Here is an 18,935-nt window from a genome sequence, read left to right as displayed (position 1 = left end):
AAGTCTATAATAATGAAAATTTGCATTTTCTAATCATGGCGATATGCTCAGCTTATGGGTGATATCTCCATGAAGCATCTGCGCTATTTCGAGGCGCTGGCCCAGCATGGCCATTTCGGCCGCGCGGCCGTGGCCTGCGCGATCTCGCAGCCGGCCCTGTCGCTGCAGATCAAGGAGCTGGAGGAGATCCTCGGCGCGCCGCTGGTGGAGCGCGGGCCGCGCCAGATCCGCCTCACGGGGCTGGGCGAATCCTTCGCCGCGCGGGCGCGCGAGATCCTGCGGGCGGTGGACGAGCTCGACGACCTCGCGCGCGCCTCGCACAGCCCGCTGGCGGGAAGGCTGCGGATCGGGGTTATCCCGACCGTCGCGCCCTACCTGCTGCCGACCGTCATGAAGCGCCTCACCGACCGCCATCCCGAGCTCGACCTGCGCCCGCGCGAGGCGGTGACGCAGCGGCTGGTCGAGGACCTGCTGGAGGGGCGGCTCGACGCGGCGCTGGTGGCGCTGCCGGTCTCCGAGCCGGCACTGGCCGAATACCCGCTGTTCGACGAGGAGTTCATCCTGGTGCGGCCCCGCGAGGACGCGGGAAGGCCGGTGCCGAACCCCGAGATCCTGCGCGAGATGCGCCTGCTGCTGCTCGAGGAAGGGCATTGCTTCCGCGAGCAGGCGCTCTCCTTCTGCCGCATGTCGTCGAGCCTGCCGCGCGACCTGATGGAGGGAAGCTCGCTCACGACGCTGGTGCAGATGGTCGGCGCCGGGATCGGCGTCACGCTGATCCCGCAGATGGCGCTGCCGATCGAGACCCGCTCCTCCGCCGTCTCGGTCGCCCGCCTGCCGCAGCCGCGGCCCACGCGCACCATCGGCATGGTCTGGCGCAAGACCAATCCGCTGTCGGCCTCGTTCCAGCACATCGCCGAGATCGTGCGCGAGGTGGGGCTGGACGCACTGGGCGACATCGTCTCCGGCGCCGGACTCGACTGGAAGCCCGACGACGCGCCGGCCGGCGAGATTGCACCCGCCCGCCGCCTCAGCGCCGGGTGAAGTCCACCGGCACCGTAAAGGAGATGGTCCGCCCGCCCACATCGTCCGGCGGCGCGGGCACGGGCGAAGAGCGGCGGATCATCGCCACCGCCTCCTGATCGAAGCGCGGATTGCCCGAGCTGCCGACGAGGCGCACCGCCACCACCCGCCCGGAGCGGTCGATGGTGAAGGCCACCCGCGACTTGCCGCGCCCGTTCTCGCCGGCGGGGAAGCGCTTGTGGCGGTTGAGATGGGCCATCAGCCGCGAGCGCCAGTTCGCCACCGCCCGACTGTTCGACGAGCTGGCGCCCTGCGTCGGTGCGGCGACCCGGTCCGAGCGCGCGGCGTCGAGCGCGGGCGCGGCGGCTGTGCGGGGCGCGGGCGGCTTCTTGTTCTTCTTGCGCGGCTTGGGCTTCTCCTTCGGCCGCTCCTTGGGCTTCTCGACCGGCTTCTCCGGCGGGGTCAGCTCCTGCGCCAGCGGCGGAGGTGGCGGCAGCGGCACCTCGATATCGGGCGCCGGCGATTCGTCGACCTCCGGCACCGGCTCCTGCTCGATCTCGGGCTCCGGCTCGGGCGGCGGCGTGTCCTCGACCTCGGCGAGCGGGTCGGGCTTGACCTCCTCCTCCACCTCCTTGGGCGCCTCCACCATGGGCGGGCCCGGCGCGGTCTCGGTCGGCTCCGCCTCGGGCGAGACCGGCATCTCGGCGAGCTCGATCATGATCGCTGCCGGCGCGTCGGCGGCGGCGATCGGAGGCTTCGACAGCAGATAGCCGAGCGCGCCGCCATGCACGGCGAGGACGACGCAGCCGCACGCCAGCCAGCCGGCCGCCTCGCGCAGGCGATGGCGCGGGCCGCCCTTGAGCAGCAGCAGGCTCATTGCGCCGGCGCCCCCGCGGACGGAGCGGGCGCAGCGGGGGACGGGGAGCCGGCGGGAGCGCCGCCGGCATCGGACGGCGCGGCGGGGCCGCCGACGGTCTCGAGCCCCACCAGCGCGATCTTGAGGTAGCCGGCCGCGCGCAGCAGGTTCATCACCTGCATCAGGTCGCCATAGGCGACCGCCTTGTCCGCGCGCAGGAAGATGCGGGTGTCCTTGTTGCCGTCGGTGGCGCGCGCGAGCTCGACCCCGAGCGCGGGACGCGCCACGTCGTCATTGCCGAGCGCGAGGCTGAGGTCGCCCTTCACGGTGAGGTAGAGCGGCTTGTCGGGGCGCTGCTGCGGGACGGCGTTGGAGGCCGGCAGGTCGACCTTGACGTCGACGGTCGAGAGCGGCGCCGCCACCATGAAGATGATGAGCAGCACCAGCATCACGTCGATGAACGGCGTGACGTTGATCTCGTGGTTCTCGACCAGATCGTCGCTGTCGCTGCTCTGGAGCTTGGCCGCCATGGCGCCTCACTCCGCGGCCGCGCGCAGCCGCGCCGGGGCGTGCGCGGCGCGGGCGGCGACGTCGCGCCGGTCGAGGTCGCGCGAGAGCAGGCGCAGCACCTCGGCGCCGGCGTCGCCCATCAGCACCCGGTAGCCGGAGACGTGGCGGGTGAAGTGATTGTAGATCACCACCGCCGGTATCGCCGCGACCAGGCCGATGGCGGTCGCGAGCAGCGCCTCGGCGATGCCGGGTGCGACTACGGCGAGATTGGTTGTCTGCGCCTTCGAGATGCCGATGAAGGCGTTCATGATGCCCCACACCGTGCCGAACAGGCCGACGAAGGGCGCGGTGGCGCCGATGGTGGCGAGCAGGCCGGTGCCGCGGGTGATGGCGCGCCCGGCGCCGACCTCGATGCGGTGGAGCGAGATCGACACGCGCTCCTTGATGCCGTCGGCGGGCAGGTCGCCCGAGCGCATGATCTCGAGATCGGTTGCGCGCAGCATCGCGCCGGCGGGCCCGGCCGGGGAGACGCGACGCGCCTCGTCGAGCGAGGCCGAAGCGAGGAAGCCGCGCAGCGCACGCCGCAGCCGGCGCTGGGCGAAGGCAAGCTCCAGCGACTTCACCAGCCAGACGGTCCAGGTCACGACCGAGGCGAAGGCGAGGCCGATCATCACCGCCTTCACGATCCAGTCCGCCGCCATGAACATGCCCCAGGGCGACAGGTCGTGCGGAAGCTGGGCGGAGACGGAGGTGTCCTCGTCGGGGAGCGGCAGCGCGCCGTCTTCGGTGCCGGGCGGTACCTCGGCCGCGCCCGCGTCCTCGCTCCCGGCCGGACCGGCGACGCCCGCCGCGCCGTCGGCGGAAGGCATCGGCGGCACCAGCCCGTCATCGGCCCGAGGGGCGGTCGTGGCGCCGGATGAAGATGCGGCGGGGGTGGGTGCCGTGGTCGACGTGGCCGGCGTTTCGGCCGGCTGCGCCGGGGCCTGCGCGCCAGCAGGCGCCGAATTTTGGGCAGGCGCCGGCGTCTGGGCGGGCGCCGTCTGCTGAGCGAGCACCGGCCCCGCCACGGCCGGCGCCAGCAGGCCGCAGATCAGGGCCGTGGCCAGCGCGCGGCGGCGCATCGGATGCGGGAAGGCTCGGCAAAGTGTCGGCATGGCGGTGACCCGAAGTTCTGGCCGCCCGTCCCGCAACGCAGGGTGCGCATGCACGTATCGGGCCGCCGGTCTCGTCAGTTACCGGCTTCCATAAACCCGCAAGTACGCTGCCGACAATATGAAAAAGCTCGATCAGCTCAATGTAGAATTCTTCAAAATAAGGAATACGAAGAAGAATTCCAGTTTATCATCGTTCCAGACTAACGAATATTACCCGTCATTCCTCGATCACCTTACCCGGGTTGAGCAGCCCCGCCGGATCCAGCGCCTGCTTGAGCCTGTGCATCAGGTCGAGGGCGACCGGATCGCCGTAGTGGACGAGTTCGTGCGCCTTCAGCCGGCCGATGCCGTGCTCGGCCGCGATGGAGCCGTCCATCTCGGTCACGATGTCGTGCACGATGCGGTTGAAGGTCTCCCACATGTCGATGAAGGCAGCCTTCTCCATGCCCTCTGGCTGGCTGAGGTTGAAGTGGATGTTGCCGTCGCCGACATGGCCGAACGGGCATGGCCGCAGCCCCGGCAGCGCCGCCGTCACCGCGGCGAGCGCGCGCTCGAGGAATTCCGGCACGCGGGAGACCGGCACCGAGACGTCATGCTTGATCGAGCCGCCCTCGTGCTTCTGCGCCTCCGACATGTCCTCGCGCAGTCGCCACAGCGCGTCGGCCTGCGCCTCGCTGGCGGCGATCACCGCGTCCAGCACCTCGCCGGCCTCCATCGCCTCGCCCAGCCCCTCCTCCATCAGCGCCGCGAGATCGAAGGCCCGCGTCGGCGCGGAGAACTCGGCGAGCACGTACCAGTCATAGCGCTCGGCGAGTGGGCGCACCGTGCCGGGCATGTGCTTCAGCACCGTCTCGACGCCGAAGGCGGCCATCAGCTCGAAGGTGGTGAGCGCATCGCCCGCTTCGCCCCGAAGCCGCTTCAGCAGCGCCAGCGCCGCCCCGGGACCGGGCACGGCGAGGAAGGCGGTGGAGCGCTGCGCGGGCTGCGGGAACAGCTTCAGCACCGCAGCGGTGATGATGCCGAGCGTGCCCTCGGTGCCGAGAAAGAGCTGCTTCAGGTCGTAGCCGGCATTGTTCTTGCGCAGCCGCTTGAGCCCGTTCCACACCCGCCCGTCGGCCAGCACCACCTCGAGCCCGAGCACCAGCTCGCGTGCATTGCCGTAGCGCAGCACCGCCGTGCCGCCGGCATTGGTAGAGAGGTTGCCGCCGATGCGGCACGAGCCCTGCGAGGCGATGTGGAGCGGAAACAGGCAGCCCGCATCCTCCGCCGCGTGGTGCACGGTGTCGAGGATGACGCCGGCCTCCACCGTCATCGTCATGTCCACCGGATCGACATTGCGGATGCGGTCGAGGCGGGTCAGCGACAGCAGCAGCTCGCCGAACGGGGTCTGCCCGCCGACGAGGCCGGTATTGCCGCCCTGCGGGACGATCGGCACCCCGGCCTCGGCGCAGGCGGCGACCACGAAGGCGACCTCCTCGGTGGCGCCCGGCCGGATCACCGCGGCCGTGCGCCCCTGATAGAGCCCACGCTCCTCGCGCAGATAGGGCGCCATGTCGGCGGCGTCGGTCAGCACATGCGCCGCGCCGAGGCGCGGCGTGATGGCGGCGAGCAGGGGGGAGAGGTCGGCGCGGACGGGCGAGGTGACGGACATGGAACTCTCGTGCGACAGGCGGCTGGAGCGGGCATCGGGGCGGGGCCGGCATGCGGCGTGAGGCACCATAAGTCCGCTTCGCCCGCGAGTCAGGACCGTCCGGGAAGGCGCGGCCGCAACCCGGCGCGAGGCCCGGCCGTTCTGTCCCCTGTTTCGCCCCTCGTCTCGCCGCCCTGCTGCTCTCCCTCTTGCCCGCCGTCCGCTTTGCCCCTATCGGAGCGCCATGGCGCCCCCTCTTCTTCTGCTTCAGGACACGCGGCTCACCTTCGGCGGCACGCCGCTGCTCGAAGGTGCGGAGCTGTCCGTCTCTCCCGGCGAGCGCGTCGGCCTCGTAGGCCGCAACGGCTCGGGCAAGTCGACCCTGCTCAAGATCGCGGCCGGCCTCGTCGAGGCCGACGGCGGCACGCGCTTCGTGCAGCCTGGCGCCACGGTGCGCTACCTGCCGCAGGAGCCGGACCTCTCCGGCTTTCCCGACGTGCTCGCCTATGTCGAGGCCGGCATGGGGCCGGGCGATCAGGACTACCGTGCCCGCTACCTGCTGGAGCAGCTCGGCCTCACCGGCGAGGAAGACCCGGCGAGCCTGTCGGGCGGCGAGGCCCGCCGCGCCGCGCTCGCCCGCGTGCTGGCGCCCGAGCCCGACATCCTGCTGCTGGACGAGCCGACCAACCATCTGGACCTGCCGGCGATCGAATGGCTGGAGGGGGAGATCGCCTCTTCCCGCTCGGCGCTGGTGCTGATCAGCCACGACCGGCGCTTCCTCGAGGACCTCACCCGCGCCACGGTCTGGCTCGACCGCGGCACGACGCGGCGCATGGAGCGCGGCTTCAGGTTCTTCGAGGAGTGGCGCGACCAGGTGCTGGAGGAAGAGGAGCGCGACCAGCAGAAGCTTGCCCGCAAGATCGTCGCTGAAGAGCACTGGATGCGCTACGGCGTGACCGCGCGGCGCAAGCGCAACATGCGCCGCGTCGGCCAGCTCGCCGACCTGCGCAAGGAGCTGCGCGAGCACCGGCGCGTGCTCGGCACCGTCACCCTCGCCACCACCGAGGCGGAGGTCTCCGGCAAGACGGTGATCGAGGCCGAGAACATCGCCAAGGCCTATGACGGCCGGCCGATCGTGCGCGACCTCTCGATCCGCATCCAGCGCGGCGACCGGATCGGCGTGGTGGGGCCGAACGGGGCGGGCAAGACGACGCTGATCCGCATGCTGACCGGCCAGCTCGCACCCGATTCCGGCACGTTGAAGCTCGGCACCAATATCGAGATGGCGACGCTCGACCAGCGCCGCGCCAGCCTCGACCCGAACCGCTCGGTGCGCGACACGCTGACCGAGGGGCGCGGCGACCAGGTGTTCATCGGCGGCAATCCGCGCCATGTCATCGGCTACATGAAGGACTTCCTGTTCGCGCCCGAGCAGGCCGGCACGCCGGTCTCCTCGCTGTCGGGCGGCGAGCGCGGGCGGCTGCTGCTGGCCTGCGCGCTGGCGCAGGCCTCGAACCTGATGGTGCTCGACGAGCCGACCAACGACCTCGACCTCGAGACCCTCGACCTGCTGGAAGAGATGATCGACGACTATGCCGGCACGGTCCTGCTGGTCAGCCACGACCGCGACTTCCTCGACCGCACCGTGACCGCCACCATCGCCTATGAGGGCGATGGCAACTGGAACGTCTATGCCGGCGGCTATTCCGACATGGTGGCCCAGCGCGGGCGCGGCGTCGAAGCGCGGGAGAACGGCGCCCGGCAGACCGCTCCGGCGAAGGGGAGCGCCCCGCCGGCGGCCGGAAAGGCGGCCGGCAAGCGCAAGCTCTCCTTCAAGGAGAAGCACGCGCTGGAGCAGCTTCCGAAGCAGATCGCGAAGCTGGAGGCGGACATCGCCAAGCTCGCCGATAAGATGCAGGCGCCGGACCTCTACACCAAGGATCCGGCCAGCTTCGCCAAGACCTCCGCCGCGCTGGAGAAGGCGCAGGGCGAGCTGTCGAAGGCCGAGGAGCAGTGGCTGGAGCTGGAGATGCTGCGCGAGGAACTGGGCGGGTGAACCGCCTCATCCCCCTCGCCTCGCCGGACGACCCTCGCATCGACGCCTATCGCGTCATCAAGGAACGCGACCTCGTCGGGCGCGGCGGGCGCTTCATCCTCGAAGGGCGCACCGTGCTCGACGTGGCGCTCTCCCCGCGCAACCGCTTCGCGCTGGAATCGCTGCTGATCGCGGAAAGCCGCGCGCAGGCGCTGGCGCCGCTGCTGGCGCAGGCGCCCGAAGGCGTGCCGATCTACACCGCCAGCCAGGCGATCCTCGACGGAATCACCGGCTTCCACATCCATCGCGGCCTGCTCGGCGTCGGGCTGCGCGGCGAGGAGCCGGGCGCGGCGGAGCTTCTGGCGCGCCTGCCGGAGGAGGCACTGGTGGTGGTCCCGCTCGGCATCACCAACCACGACAATGTCGGCGGCATCATGCGAAACGCCGCCGCCTTCGGTGCCGACGCGGCGCTGTTCGACTTCGCCTCCTGCGATCCGCTCTACCGCAAGGCGATCCGGGTTTCTGTCGGCGGCAGCCTGATCGTGCCCTTCGCCCGCGAGGGCATGGCGCACGAGCTCATCGACCTGCTGGCGGCGCAGGGCTTCGAGCTCCTGGCGCTCAGCCCGGCCGGCGCGAGCGAGCTGTCCACCCTCGCCCGCCCGCGCCGCGCGGCGCTGCTGCTGGGCGCGGAAGGGCCGGGGCTTGCGCCCGACATCATGGCCCGCACGAGCACGTTGCGCATCGCGATGAAGGGCGATTTCGATTCCCTCAACGTCGCCACCACCAGCGGTATCGCGCTACACGCTTTGATGAAGCCGACGCCATAACGCCAGCGTGATCGGGCGATTCAGCCCTCGACAATCCCCGAAACTGCGCTCATGCTCCTAGGTGGAATGCCGGACGGAAGCACCGTCTGAATGACCGTCTACCTTTTCCAGACCCGAAGCCCCGCTTCGGGTCTTTTTTTCGGCGGCAATCGGCCCGATTGATCGGGCGGATGGCTGCGCTAGGTTGCGGCCTCGGTGCCGGCCCCGGCGGGCACCCGTTGAGGACGCATCGATGCCAGCAGATCCCCTCGCCGCCCGGGCCCCGCGCCCGCATGTGGTCAAGCTCGGCGGCAGCCTGATCGGCGCGCCAGCGCTGCCCCGGCTGCTGCGGGCATTCGCGCGGGCTCGCGGATCGGTGCTGCTGGTGACCGGCGGCGGGCCCTTCGCCGACGCGGTGCGCGAGGCCCAGCCCCGGCTCGGCCTGTCCGACGCCGCCTGCCACCGCATGGCGATCCTCGCCATGGAGCAGACTGCCCTCGCCTTCGCCGACCTCGCCCCCGGCCTTGTCCCGGTCGACAGCGCCGAAGCCATCGCCCGCGCCGGCGAGGAGGCCCGCCCCGCCATCTGGCTGCCGGCGCGGATGGCGCTCGCCGCGCGCGAGCTGCCCGAGAGCTGGGCGCTGACCTCGGACAGCCTCGCCGCCTGGCTCGCCGGGTCGATCGGGGCCGGCCGGCTGACGCTGGTGAAGTCCGCCCCCGCCGTGCCCGGCTCGGGGCCGCGCGACTGGGCCGCCGGCGGGCTGGTCGACCCGCTGTTTCCCGATTATGCCGGGTCCATCGCCGGGCCGGTCGAGGTGATGAGCCTCGAGGCCGCGCTCGGCCATTTCACCGACGGGAGCCTCGCGGCATGAGCGGGAACAAGGGCACCTATCCGCGCTGGGCCTGGGCGCTGACCGGATCGGGGCATTTCTTCACCGAGTCGATCGCCCTCATCAAGCAGCTCGGCGCGGTCGACCTGTTCGTGTCGAAGGCCGCCGACGAGGTGCTGCGCATGTACAAGCAGGACCTGCCGCCGGACACGCGCATCTTCAAGGAGACGACCGCCAGCTCGGCGCCGGTGGGGCGTTTCTACGAGGTGCTCTACCACACGCTGGTGGTCTCGCCCGCCTCCTCCAACACGGTGGCGAAATGCGTGTTCGGCATCTCCGACACGCTGGTGACGAACTGCTTCGCCCAGGCCGGCAAGTGCCGCGTGCACGCCATCGTCTTCGCCTGCGACACCGCGCCGGAAATGATCACCATGGCGCCGAAGGGGCTCTATCCGGTCTATCCGCGCCGGATCGACCTCGAGAACACCGCCAAGCTCAAGGAGTTCGACGACACGACGGTGGTCGAATCCATTCGCGAGCTGGAGGACGCCATCGCCGCCCGCGCCCGGCTGGTGGCGGAGAAGGGCGCGGCCGTCGATGGCTGACGCGGACCCGCCCTCCCCGCTGCGCCGCCCCGAGAAGGTCGCCCTCGTCACCGGCTCGCTGGCCGAGCCGCGGCTCAACCGGATCGCGGCCGAGATCGGCGACGTCGAGCTGGAGCCGGTGGTGGTCAATGTCGGGGTCAAGGTCGCGGCGCTGATGACGGCCGAGATCGTCGAACGCCGGCTCAAGCTGCCCGATGGCACCGACCGGGTGCTGATGCCAGGCCGGTTCCGCGGCGACCTCGACCGGCTGGAGCGCTTCTTCGGCGTGCCCTTCGCCCGCGGGCCGGACGAGATGGCGGACATTCCCGACTATTTCGGCCAGAAGCACCGCGGCGTCGACCTGTCGCGGCACGACGTCACCATCTTCGCCGAGATCGTCGACGCGACGGCGCTGGACACCGATGCCATCCTCGCTCGCGCGCGCATCCTCAAGGGCGAGGGCGCGGACGTGATCGACCTCGGCTGCATGCCCGACACACGCTTCCCGCATCTGGAAGAGGCGATCGCCGCGCTGCATTCGGAAGGGCTGAAGGTCAGCGTCGATTCGTTCGACCTGTCCGAGCTGTCGCGCGCCACCCGCGCCGGGGCGGACTATTTGCTCAGCCTCAACGAGACCAATCTTCACATCGCCTCGGAAGGCCCGGCGGTGCCGGTGCTGGTCCCGGCAACCCAGGGCGACCTCGACTCGCTCGTCCGCGCGGTCGAGGCGTGCCGGGCGCGGGGACAGGCCTTCTATGCCGACCCGATCCTCGACCCGATCCATTACGGCTTCACCGCCTCGATCGTGCGTTATGCCGAGCTGAAACGACGCTGTCCCGACATCCCGATCCTCATGGGCATCGGCAACGTCACCGAGCTCACCGACGCGGACACCACCGGCATCAATGCGCTGCTGATGGGCATGATCTCGGAGCTCCACATCACCGCCGTGCTGGCGGTGCAGGTGAGCCCGCACTGCCGCACGGCGGTACGCGAGTTCGACCGCGCGCGGCGCGAGTTCTTCGCCGCCCGCGAGGCCGGCGCGCTGCCGCAGGGCTTCGGCGGCGGACTGATGGCGCTGCGCGACCGCCGGCCCTATGCCGCCAGCCCGCAGGAGATCGCCCGGCTGGCGGGCGAGGTGCGCGACCGCAATTTCCGCATCGACGTCGCCGAGGACGGGGTCCACATCTACAATCGCGACGGGCACCACGTCGCGGACGACCCGTTCGCGCTGTTCCCGCATCTCAAGGTCGAGGACGACGGCGCCCACGCCTTCTATCTCGGCGTCGAGACGGCGCGGGCGGAGATCGCCTACAAGCTCGGCAAGCGCTATGCGCAGGACGAGGGCCTTGCCTGGGGCGTCGCCGGCGAGATCGCCGGCAGTCCCGAGGAGGCGCACCGTTTGACATTCAAGCAGGCCGGCACGACGCTCGCGGCGACATCCGCGAAAGCGGCCGGAGCGACGGCCCGCAAACCGCAAGGACCGGCGGGGGAGAACGTCCCGCGACCGGGCGAGGAAGAGACCTGACGGCCATGATCCGCGAAACCATCGTCACCACCCGCTCGCTCGACGGCGAACCGCACATTGCCCCTATGGGCGCGACGGTGATCGAGGGCGGCTACCTGCTGCAGCCCTTCCGTCCCTCGCGCACGCTGACCAACCTCGCCACCACGCGCATCGGCGTCGTCAACTTCACCGACGACGTGCGCATCTTCGCCGGCTGCGTGGTCGGGCGTCGCATGTCGGTGGACGTGAAGAAGGCGACCTATATCGACTGCCCGCGCCTCGCCGACGCGCTCTCCCATGACGAGATCACGGTCGAGACCATGGAGGACGACCCGCAGCGGCCGAAATTCTTCTGCAAGACCTACCATTCGGAGGGCCATACCCGCTTCGAGGGGATGAACCGCGCCAAGGCGGCGGTGCTGGAGGCGGCGGTGCTGGTCAGCCGGATGAACATCCTGACCGACGAGAAGATCGACCAGGAGATGGCCTATCTCGCCATCGCGGTCGAGAAGACCGCCGGCCCGGACGAGCTGGAAGCCTGGAGCTGGATGGTCGAGGCGGTCGACGACTTCCGCCGCAAGCGTGCCTCATGACCGGCGCCTCCTCCCCCGGCCTGCTGGCGAGCGTCGCCGACCTCCGCGAGATGGAGCTGGCGCGCGCGGGCGGCGCCGACATCGTCGACCTGAAGCAGCCCGCCTTCGGCGCGCTCGGCGCGTGGAGCAGCGAGGCGCTGACCGCGGCGGTAATGCTGTGGAACGCGTGGGACGAGCAGCAGGCGCCGGGCGCCCGCCGCCCGATGCTGAGCGCCACCGCCGGCGACCAGCCCATGGTGCCGGCGCTGCTGCGCGCCGCCGCCGAGCGGGTGGCCGGCACCGGCGTGCCGATCGTCAAGGTCGGCCTGTTCGCCTCCAAGCACACCAATGAATGCATCGAGGCGCTGGCCCCGCTGGCCGGGCGGTGCTGGGTGATCGGGGTGCTGTTCGCCGACCAGGAGCCCGATTTCGGCACCCTCGCGGCGCTGAGCCGGGCCGGCTTCACCGGGGTGATGATCGACACCGCCGACAAGGCATCGGGCCGGCTGACCGACCATCTCGACGCGCTCACCCTCGGCCAGTTCATCGCCGAGGCGCGCCGGCACGGGCTGATGACCGGCCTCGCCGGCTCGCTCATCGCCGAGGATATCGGCGTGCTGACGGCGGTCGGGCCGGACTATCTCGGCTTCCGCGGCGCGCTGTGCGAAGGCGGGCGCACCGGCCGGCTCGACCCGGCGCGGCTCGCCGATCTGCGCGCGCGGCTGAAGGCGCATAGCGGCACCGCGAGGGGCTGAGACCGGGTGCGGAGGGCCGCCTTCCGCGCCGCTTGACTTCCCCGTGCGCCGGGTCCATCTCCGCCCCGCCGCTCGTCACGGCGGCGCAATCGGAACCCCTTACCCATGCCCAGCGACAGTCCAAGTCGATTGTCCGGCCATCGGCGGCCGGCGCCGTGAGCCGAATTCGGGCCTGACCAGCAGGTCGACCCGCTGGGATTTCGGCTCTCCGCTCCCGCCACCCGACGGCCGGACGTCGGAAAGAGAGCCGAAATGGAAGACATCCGGAACACGGGCGGCGACCGTCACGAGGATCCCCGTCGCGAGGATTTCCGCGACGACGAACTGGCGAGCGCCCGCGCGGCCTCCATCGCCGCCGAGCTCGCCCAGGAACACCCCGCCGACATCGCCGCCGCGCTCGACGAGGAGGAGCCGGAGACCGCTTCCGCCGTCCTCGCCAGCCTGCCGCGCGACAAGCAGGTCGAGATCCTCGACCTGCCCGATTTCGACCTCTCCGGCGACCTGATCGAGGCGCTGCCGGTCGAGGAGGCGGTGCATCTGATCGCCGAGATGTCGGCCGACCGCGCCGCCGACCTGTTCCGCTGGATGGAGGAGCCGGCGCGCTCACACCTGTTCGCGCGCCTGCCGCCCGCCACCCAGGCCGAGCTCAACCGGCTGCTCGCCTGGCCCGAGGACACCGCCGGCAGCCTGATGACGACCGAGTTCGTCACCGTGCCCGCCTCCTGGACGGTGGGCGAGACGCTGCGCCATCTGCGCGAGATCGAGCGCACGCGCGAGACCATCTACGCCATCTACGTGCTCGATCCGGAAAGCCACAGGCTGCTCAAGGCGGTGACGCTGCGCCGGCTCATCACCGGCGAGCCGGGCCAGCCGATCCTCTCGGTGGCGCCCGGCCACGACCCGATCACCGCCGACCCGCTGATGGACCGCGAGGAGGTGGCGCGGCTGATCTCCAAATACGACCTGCTCGCCGTGCCGGTGGTCGACAAGGACGAGCATGTGCTCGGCATCGTCACCGTCGACGACATGATCGACGCGATCATCGAGGAAGGCACCGAGGACGCGCAGAAGTTCGGCGGCATGGAGGCGCTGGACGAGCCCTATATGGAGATCAGCTTCTTCGACATGCTGAAGAAGCGGGCCGGCTGGCTCTCCATCCTGTTCCTCGGCGAGATGCTCACAGCCAACGCGATGCAGCATTTCGAGGCGGAGCTGGAGCGCGCCATCGTGCTTACCCTGTTCATCCCGCTGATCATGAGCTCGGGCGGCAATTCCGGCTCGCAGGCGACCTCGCTCATCATCCGCGCGCTGGCGCTGGGCGAAATCCGGCTCGGGGACTGGTGGCGCGTCGCGCTGCGCGAGCTGCCCTCCGGCCTCGTGCTGGGCGCCATCCTCGCCGTGCTCGGCATGATCCGCATCACCGTGTGGCAGATGCTGGACCTGCACGACTATGGCGAGCACTGGACGCTGGTGGCGGCCACCGTCGGGGCGGCGCTGGTGGCGATCGTGACCTTCGGCTCGCTGATCGGCTCGATGCTGCCCTTCGTGCTGCGCCGGCTCGGCTTCGACCCGGCGAGCGCCTCGGCGCCGTTCGTCGCCACCTTCGTCGACGTCACCGGGCTGGTGATCTACTTCTCGGTCGCGCTGGTGATCCTGCACGGCACGCTGCTGTGAGCGCGCCCCGGCCGGCGTCGCCCGACGTCGGCCGAGGTTGCGCCATCGCGCCGCCGGTCAAGCGGCGTGGTGGACCTGCATGGGCGGCGTGCCCTGATGAATCGCCTTCTTCAGCTCGCCGCGAAATTCCGGCGTGTCCTTCGCGCCGTGCACCGCGACCGCGTGCTGGACGACGGCGTCGAGCAGCTCGCGCTCATTGTCGGCAGCGATGGCGACGGAGCACTTCCTGTCGCTGGGCACTTCACGGCAGTCGATGAACATACGGCCCATGGGCGCCTCCTGTGGTTCGGCGCCGAACGGCACGCCCGGCGCCGGCTGGACAATTTACACCCGACCGGCCCGGGGACCCCAATCACGAAAACGGGCCGCTCAGGCCTGCACCAGCACCTCGCCCTGCCCGCCCATCAGCGTGTCGCCGACGATGCGGCGCGTGCTCTCCCAGCCCTCCAGCATGCCGGCGAGTTCGGGCACGCGGCGGGCGATCAGCCGCACCGCCACCAATTCGTGCGCGCCGGTGTCCACGAAGCCCGCCGGCAGATCGGGGAGCGCCGAGGCGAAGATGGTGCCGCGCCGCATGCCGCGCCCCATGCGCGCGCCGATGGCGCCGGCGACGCTCACCGTGCCGGCGATCATGTCGGTCGCCAGCCCCTCGCCGGCATCGCCGTCGATCACGATCAGCCCGCCGCGCTGGCGGTCCGCCGCGCGGGTGCCGACCGAGCCGGCGATGCGGATCGTGCCGCCCGACATGCCGCGCCGCGCGCCCGAGGAGGCGGTGCCGACGCGCTCGCCCGCATTGCCACCGAGGCTGATCTCGCCGCCGGAGAGCTCGGCGCCGAGGAAGTCGCCGGCGTCGCCCGCGATGCGCAGCACCCCGCCCGACATGCCGCGCCCGGCCCAGGCGCCGACCGGGCCGTCGACGATCAGCTCGCCCTTGTCCATGCCGGCGCCGACGCCGTCGAGCCGCGCGTCGCCGATCTCGATCAGCAGCACGCCCTCGGGCGCGCCCTCGATGAAGAACAGCTCGGCGAGCGGCACGCTGCGCGCACCGAAGGGCACGGCGAGGCGCTCAAGCTCCGGCAGGGTCAGCGCACAGGTGACGACCGGCGTGATGCCGGCCATGTCGACACGCGCCTCGAAGGGCGCGCGCGGCTTCAGTGACACCCCGCTCATGCCGCGCCTCCCGCGCCGTTTTCCGCGTCAGCGGCCATGATCTCGCGCAGCTTGAAATGGAACGGGCCGAGATTGCCGCCGTAATTGCCGGCGTCGATGGCGACCACGCCGCCCTCGCTGCCCAGCGCGCAGACCGCGGCGATGCCGACCCGCGTCGCCTCCGACACCGCCTCGAAGCTCACGCCGTCGATCACGATCTCCATCACCGAGCCGACCTCGGCCGGAAGCTGGCTCGGCACGGTGCCGCGCAACGTCGGGCAATAGGCGTCGTTGGTGGAGGCGAACAGGCCCTTGTATTTCGAGCCGACCTTGGAGCCCGAGCGCACCACCCCGCCCGGGAACGGCAGGATGACGCCCTCGACCTTGCCCATCTCGACCACGGCGGCCTCGGCGGCCTTCAGCGCCTGCCCGCGCGAGCGGGCGAGGATGAGGAAATTGCCGCCGCCCACGCCTTCCACCGAGCCGGTGTCCTCGTCGCAGACGAACTCGCCCTCCATCACCGGCAGGCGCCAGAAGCGCTTGTCGCCGATCTTCTTGGAGATCTGGTGCCCATCGGCGAAGTAGCGGATGGTCTTGGCCAGCGGCACGCGCTTGCCGCCCTCGATGCCCGCATAGCAGGCCGTGGTCGGGCAGGTGAGCACGCACTGGCCGAGGCGCAGCGGCACCACGGTCTTGAGCTGCTTGAAGTCCATCGCGAAGATCAGCAGCGCCACGCCCGGCCGCCCGTCCGGCGTCTCCTCCGGCGCCAGCGTGCGCTCGATCCCCGCCTCGCAGCCGCAGCCGATGACCGAGGTGGCGAAGCCGGTGGTGGTGCGCCCGGCGGTAAGCGCCCATTCGGGCGTGTCGGCGGTGACGATGAGGCGGGTGCCGACCATCGGGAAGGCTTCCGCGAAGGTGTCGCGGATCTCGACGCCGTTGATGATCATGGCGCCACCCCCTCGCATTTGAGGATGGTCGGCCCGGCGCCCGCCCTCAGCTCGCCGTCGGCAATGCGGAAATGCTTCGCCTTCAGCCCCACCGCCTCGTCGAACCAGCGCCCGATGTCGGTCTCGATGGAGCGGTCGAATTCGGGCCGGGCGACGTGGGTGGTGCCCTGCGCCAGCTCCACCACCTCGCCGTCCTTCACGATCAGCCGGCCGTTCTTGAACACGAAGCGCGAGGTCGAGAACATCGCCTCGCGGTCGGAATCCTCGCGATGCACCGCGATGTCCGCCACCGCACCCGGGCCGAGATGGCCCTTGTCCTTCAGCCCGAGGATGCGCGCGGGCGCGGCACGGGTGAGGATGGCGATCTCCTCCAGCGAATATTCACGGGTGATCTCGCCGATGAGCGTGTGCTTCTGCGCCGCCTTGTGCAGCGTCGCGAGCTGGGCGTTGCGGAAGTCGCGGTCCATCAGCAGCCGGATGAGGTGCGGATAGGTGGTGAACGGCCCGCCATTGGGGTGGTCGGTGGTGAGGAAGATCCGCCACGGATCCTCCACCAACAGGAACAGCTCCAGCCCGATCGCCCATTGCAGCGCGTTGACGAAGGACTTGTCGCGATACTCGAACGGCACCACGCCGCAGGCGGCGTCGAGCTCGATGTCCATGCCGATCGACTTCTTCGGCGTGGCGATGCCGCGGTTGCGGTACTGCGACATGTAGTCGGCCGAGGCAGTGACGGTTTGGCCGAACATCACCTGCCCGACATCGACCGAGATGTTCGGATTGGCGTTCACCAGTTCCGCGATCCGCGCCGCCGAGGAGGAGAACCGGCGGTCCCCCTCGGTGCCGTAGGAGTGGAACTGTAGATGGGTGAGGTGCAGCCGCCGTCCTTCCGCCGCGCGGATGGTGGCGAGCGTGGTCTCGTCATTGCCCGGCACGCCGAGATTGCAGCCGTGCAGGTGGATCGGGTGCGGCAGGCCGAGCTCGGTCACCGCGCGGATCAGCGTGGTCAGCACGTCGCGCGGCGTCGAGCCGTAATGCGGGTTGGCCTCGTCGAGGTCCATCTTGCGGGCGTTGAACTTGAACGCGTTGATGCCGCCCGGATTGACGATCTTGATCGCGAAGGCCTGCGTCGCCTCGATCATCCAGCCGACATAGGCGTTGATCTGCTCCTGCCCGGCGCCGGCCGCGAGCAGGCGCAGGAAGTAATCGTCATTGCCCAGAACCAGATAGGCCCCGGTGTCGAGATTGGGGATGTCCGCCATCTCGAGATGGGCGCCGCGCGCGTTCGCGCCCAGCATCGCCGGCTCGAACACCGTGGTGTAGCCGAGCTGGGCGTAGCGGCAGCCGGTGGCATGCGCCGTCGGCACCGCCCGCCCGCCGCCGCAACCGCAGAAATCCCCCGGCATTTCGGGATAGGCCGCCCGGTCCTCCTGCATGAGGAGCCGGGCGAGGTTCATCTTGCCGCCGGCGATGTGGCTGTGCAGGTCGATGCCGCCGGCCATGACGACGTCGCCGCCGAGGTCGTACTCGGCGCTCGCCGGCAGGCCGGTCGGGGCGACGATGCGCCCGTCGAGGATTTCAATGTCGCGCCGCGTTCCGGTCGCGACCCCGTTCTCGCCATTGGCCGGGTCGAGCAGGCGCCCGCCCTTCAGCCTCAGTCTCATTCATCCCTCCGCCAGGCCTCGCGCAGCCTCGGCGACGCTCGGAAGCGTCGCGACGCGCAGGGCGCCGAGCGGCATGCTCACTATGGAATCCATCCGGAACACCGTGCCGGCGTGGTCAACGCCGGGGGTGCCGACCGGGATAAGGACATCCGGTTCCTTGTCGAATTGAGTATCGGGATGGGCAAGGGCGATCACCTTGCCCGAAAAGGCGGGCGGGGGCTCGGGCCGGAAGGCCGAGGTCCACACCAGAAGGTCGGCATCGGCCAGCGCCTGCCCGGTGGCGTAGAGCGCCCCGTCATGCGCGCTCGCCTGCCCGCGCACCGCCGTGCGCAGCGGGTAGCCGAGCCGCCACAGCAGCAGCTGGTTCACGCCGATGATGTTGTCGCGCCCGCCGAGCGGGAACACGCCGGCACGGGTCACCAGATTGATGGAATCGACCAGCTTTGTGGCGAACTCGGCGACGAGGTCGCCCTGAGCGAGGCCGCCCGCATTCCAGGTGACGACCGCGTAGTGCGCCCCGCGCAGCGCCTCGGCCAGCGCGCTGATGTCCTGCGCCGGCACGCCGCCGAAGCTGGTGCCGGGCGGCTGGCCGCCGGCGGCGAACACGCCGAGCGCCTCGAGCGCCGCCACCACGTCGTCAGCCGCGAGATGGGAGACCTCGGCGCCGGCAAGCTGCCGGCGCGCCTTCTCGCCCGGCGCGCCGCCGAGGAACACCACCCGGCGCGGCGCCCCGGCGAACAGCGGCGCTTCAGGATAGAGGCGCTCGAACAGCCGGCCCCAGGTCGCCGCGGGGTCCTCGCCGAGCACCAGCAGCAGGTCGCAGCGGTTGCGCACCTCGGCCAGCGTGGTGGAGAGCCAGCCGGTGCGCTGGGCGGCGGCATAGTTCGCGAAAAGGCCGTCCGAGGCGTAATGGTCCAGCACGCCGCCGAACCGCACGGCGAGGTCGGCGAGCGCGCCCGCGCCCGCCATGTCGACGCCGAGCCCGGCGAAGACCGGGGCGCGCGCCTCGCCGAGCAGGCGCCGCGCCGCCTGCGTCGCCTCGTCCAGACTCACGGGGGCCCCGGCGACGCTCGGCCCGCGATCGGGCATGTCCATGCGCCGCAGCAGCCGTGCCGCCTCGGGGCAGACCGCGCCGCTGGCGCGCACCTCGCGGCCCTCGACCTCGACCGTGAGGTCGTCGCAGCCCAGTCCGCAGAAGCCGCAGACCACGTCGTCGATCGTCCGGAGAGAAGCCTCGGCCATG

Annotated in this window: 18 protein-coding genes; 9 read left to right on the top strand and 9 right to left on the bottom strand. The window is 70.8% G+C overall.

Annotated elements, in window-relative coordinates:
• The first annotated feature begins 54 nt into the window (after nt 1-54).
• A complete protein-coding gene (locus tag NVS83_RS01940) occupies nt 55-1,041 on the top strand; it encodes a hydrogen peroxide-inducible genes activator (RefSeq protein WP_258737814.1) in 987 nt (328 codons plus the stop codon).
• On the opposite strand, the gene NVS83_RS01935 is transcribed toward NVS83_RS01940, so the two are convergent.
• The 4 genes from NVS83_RS01935 to NVS83_RS01920 all read right to left on the bottom strand — a co-directional run bounded on the left by NVS83_RS01935 (nt 1,028) and on the right by NVS83_RS01920 (nt 5,191).
• Nucleotides 1,028-1,897, bottom strand: a complete 870-nt coding sequence (locus tag NVS83_RS01935) for an energy transducer TonB family protein (protein WP_258737813.1) — start codon at nt 1,895-1,897, stop codon at nt 1,028-1,030. The genes NVS83_RS01940 and NVS83_RS01935 overlap by 14 nt on opposite strands.
• The gene (exbD, locus tag NVS83_RS01930; RefSeq protein ID WP_258737812.1) at nt 1,894-2,406 is read right to left on the bottom strand and encodes a TonB system transport protein ExbD; all 513 of its coding nucleotides are present in this window, start codon (nt 2,404-2,406) and stop codon (nt 1,894-1,896) included. The genes NVS83_RS01935 and exbD overlap by 4 nt, the downstream gene beginning before the upstream one ends.
• A gap of 6 nt (nt 2,407-2,412) precedes the next feature.
• Nucleotides 2,413-3,540 (bottom strand): tonB-system energizer ExbB, encoded by a 1,128-nt coding sequence (gene exbB / locus NVS83_RS01925; RefSeq protein ID WP_258737811.1) that lies wholly within the window; start codon nt 3,538-3,540, stop codon nt 2,413-2,415.
• 217 nt (nt 3,541-3,757) lie between these two features.
• A complete protein-coding gene (locus tag NVS83_RS01920) occupies nt 3,758-5,191 on the bottom strand; it encodes an FAD-binding oxidoreductase (protein ID WP_258737810.1) in 1,434 nt (477 codons plus the stop codon).
• Nucleotides 5,192-5,414: 223 nt separating this feature from the next.
• Between NVS83_RS01920 and NVS83_RS01915 the strand changes: the two genes are divergently transcribed.
• The 8 genes from NVS83_RS01915 to mgtE all read left to right on the top strand — a co-directional run bounded on the left by NVS83_RS01915 (nt 5,415) and on the right by mgtE (nt 13,932).
• Nucleotides 5,415-7,226, top strand: a complete 1,812-nt coding sequence (locus NVS83_RS01915) for an ABC-F family ATP-binding cassette domain-containing protein (protein WP_258737809.1) — start codon at nt 5,415-5,417, stop codon at nt 7,224-7,226.
• Nucleotides 7,223-8,032: a TrmH family RNA methyltransferase gene (locus NVS83_RS01910; RefSeq protein WP_258737808.1), complete on the top strand. Its 810-nt coding sequence runs from the start codon at nt 7,223-7,225 to the stop codon at nt 8,030-8,032. Before NVS83_RS01915 ends, NVS83_RS01910 begins: the two co-directional genes overlap by 4 nt.
• A gap of 232 nt (nt 8,033-8,264) precedes the next feature.
• Nucleotides 8,265-8,882 (top strand): amino acid kinase family protein, encoded by a 618-nt coding sequence (locus tag NVS83_RS01905; protein ID WP_258737807.1) that lies wholly within the window; start codon nt 8,265-8,267, stop codon nt 8,880-8,882.
• Nucleotides 8,879-9,445, top strand: a complete 567-nt coding sequence (locus tag NVS83_RS01900; protein ID WP_258737806.1) for a flavoprotein — start codon at nt 8,879-8,881, stop codon at nt 9,443-9,445. Before NVS83_RS01905 ends, NVS83_RS01900 begins: the two co-directional genes overlap by 4 nt.
• Nucleotides 9,438-10,952 (top strand): DUF6513 domain-containing protein, encoded by a 1,515-nt coding sequence (locus NVS83_RS01895; RefSeq protein WP_258737805.1) that lies wholly within the window; start codon nt 9,438-9,440, stop codon nt 10,950-10,952. The genes NVS83_RS01900 and NVS83_RS01895 overlap by 8 nt, the downstream gene beginning before the upstream one ends.
• A 5-nt stretch (nt 10,953-10,957) precedes the next feature.
• Complete coding sequence (locus NVS83_RS01890; RefSeq protein WP_258731077.1) at nt 10,958-11,524, top strand: DUF447 domain-containing protein; 567 nt, start codon at nt 10,958-10,960, stop codon at nt 11,522-11,524.
• Nucleotides 11,521-12,258: a (5-formylfuran-3-yl)methyl phosphate synthase gene (locus NVS83_RS01885; RefSeq protein WP_258737804.1), complete on the top strand. Its 738-nt coding sequence runs from the start codon at nt 11,521-11,523 to the stop codon at nt 12,256-12,258. The genes NVS83_RS01890 and NVS83_RS01885 overlap by 4 nt, the downstream gene beginning before the upstream one ends.
• Before the next feature lie 252 nt (nt 12,259-12,510).
• Complete coding sequence (mgtE, locus tag NVS83_RS01880; RefSeq protein WP_258737803.1) at nt 12,511-13,932, top strand: magnesium transporter; 1,422 nt, start codon at nt 12,511-12,513, stop codon at nt 13,930-13,932.
• Nucleotides 13,933-13,989: 57 nt separating this feature from the next.
• Here mgtE and NVS83_RS01875 read toward each other — a convergent pair whose 3' ends face one another.
• The 5 genes from NVS83_RS01875 to NVS83_RS01855 all read right to left on the bottom strand — a co-directional run bounded on the left by NVS83_RS01875 (nt 13,990) and on the right by NVS83_RS01855 (nt 18,934).
• Nucleotides 13,990-14,202: a DUF1059 domain-containing protein gene (locus NVS83_RS01875; RefSeq protein WP_258737802.1), complete on the bottom strand. Its 213-nt coding sequence runs from the start codon at nt 14,200-14,202 to the stop codon at nt 13,990-13,992.
• 99 nt (nt 14,203-14,301) lie between these two features.
• Nucleotides 14,302-15,102 carry a formylmethanofuran dehydrogenase subunit C gene (locus tag NVS83_RS01870; protein ID WP_258737801.1) on the bottom strand — a complete coding sequence of 267 codons (801 nt, stop codon included), beginning with the start codon at nt 15,100-15,102 and terminating at the stop codon, nt 14,302-14,304.
• The gene (gene fhcD, locus NVS83_RS01865) at nt 15,099-16,028 is read right to left on the bottom strand and encodes a formylmethanofuran--tetrahydromethanopterin N-formyltransferase (RefSeq protein ID WP_258737800.1); all 930 of its coding nucleotides are present in this window, start codon (nt 16,026-16,028) and stop codon (nt 15,099-15,101) included. The genes NVS83_RS01870 and fhcD overlap by 4 nt, the downstream gene beginning before the upstream one ends.
• A complete protein-coding gene (locus NVS83_RS01860; RefSeq protein WP_258737799.1) occupies nt 16,025-17,692 on the bottom strand; it encodes a formylmethanofuran dehydrogenase subunit A in 1,668 nt (555 codons plus the stop codon). The genes fhcD and NVS83_RS01860 overlap by 4 nt, the downstream gene beginning before the upstream one ends.
• On the bottom strand, nt 17,693-18,934 hold the full coding sequence (locus tag NVS83_RS01855) for a formylmethanofuran dehydrogenase (protein WP_258737798.1): 1,242 nt from the start codon (nt 18,932-18,934) through the stop codon (nt 17,693-17,695).
• Nucleotide 18,935: the final 1 nt, after the last annotated feature.

Source organism: Ancylobacter mangrovi, assembly GCF_024752335.1.
In the GTDB taxonomy this organism is placed as follows: domain Bacteria; phylum Pseudomonadota; class Alphaproteobacteria; order Rhizobiales; family Xanthobacteraceae; genus Ancylobacter; species Ancylobacter mangrovi.
The sequence above is the reverse complement of the archived record's forward strand: the minus strand, read 5'-3'. Positions and strand labels throughout refer to the sequence as shown.

Bases quoted from the DNA above. Each gene is read 5' to 3' on its own strand.
- mgtE (WP_258737803.1), top strand. From the start codon at position 12,511: ATGGAAGACATCCGGAACACGGGCGGCGACCGTCACGAGGATCCCCGT.
- NVS83_RS01870 (WP_258737801.1), bottom strand. From the start codon at position 15,102: ATGAGCGGGGTGTCACTGAAGCCGCGCGCGCCCTTCGAGGCGCGTGTC.
- NVS83_RS01935 (WP_258737813.1), bottom strand. From the start codon at position 1,897: ATGAGCCTGCTGCTGCTCAAGGGCGGCCCGCGCCATCGCCTGCGCGAG.
- NVS83_RS01900 (WP_258737806.1), top strand. From the start codon at position 8,879: ATGAGCGGGAACAAGGGCACCTATCCGCGCTGGGCCTGGGCGCTGACC.
- NVS83_RS01890 (WP_258731077.1), top strand. From the start codon at position 10,958: ATGATCCGCGAAACCATCGTCACCACCCGCTCGCTCGACGGCGAACCG.
- fhcD (WP_258737800.1), bottom strand. From the start codon at position 16,028: ATGATCATCAACGGCGTCGAGATCCGCGACACCTTCGCGGAAGCCTTC.
- exbD (WP_258737812.1), bottom strand. From the start codon at position 2,406: ATGGCGGCCAAGCTCCAGAGCAGCGACAGCGACGATCTGGTCGAGAAC.
- NVS83_RS01860 (WP_258737799.1), bottom strand. From the start codon at position 17,692: ATGAGACTGAGGCTGAAGGGCGGGCGCCTGCTCGACCCGGCCAATGGC.
- NVS83_RS01895 (WP_258737805.1), top strand. From the start codon at position 9,438: ATGGCTGACGCGGACCCGCCCTCCCCGCTGCGCCGCCCCGAGAAGGTC.
- NVS83_RS01875 (WP_258737802.1), bottom strand. From the start codon at position 14,202: ATGGGCCGTATGTTCATCGACTGCCGTGAAGTGCCCAGCGACAGGAAG.
- NVS83_RS01905 (WP_258737807.1), top strand. From the start codon at position 8,265: ATGCCAGCAGATCCCCTCGCCGCCCGGGCCCCGCGCCCGCATGTGGTC.
- NVS83_RS01915 (WP_258737809.1), top strand. From the start codon at position 5,415: ATGGCGCCCCCTCTTCTTCTGCTTCAGGACACGCGGCTCACCTTCGGC.
- NVS83_RS01920 (WP_258737810.1), bottom strand. From the start codon at position 5,191: ATGTCCGTCACCTCGCCCGTCCGCGCCGACCTCTCCCCCCTGCTCGCC.
- exbB (WP_258737811.1), bottom strand. From the start codon at position 3,540: ATGCCGACACTTTGCCGAGCCTTCCCGCATCCGATGCGCCGCCGCGCG.
- NVS83_RS01855 (WP_258737798.1), bottom strand. From the start codon at position 18,934: ATGGCCGAGGCTTCTCTCCGGACGATCGACGACGTGGTCTGCGGCTTC.
- NVS83_RS01885 (WP_258737804.1), top strand. From the start codon at position 11,521: ATGACCGGCGCCTCCTCCCCCGGCCTGCTGGCGAGCGTCGCCGACCTC.
- NVS83_RS01940 (WP_258737814.1), top strand. From the start codon at position 55: ATGGGTGATATCTCCATGAAGCATCTGCGCTATTTCGAGGCGCTGGCC.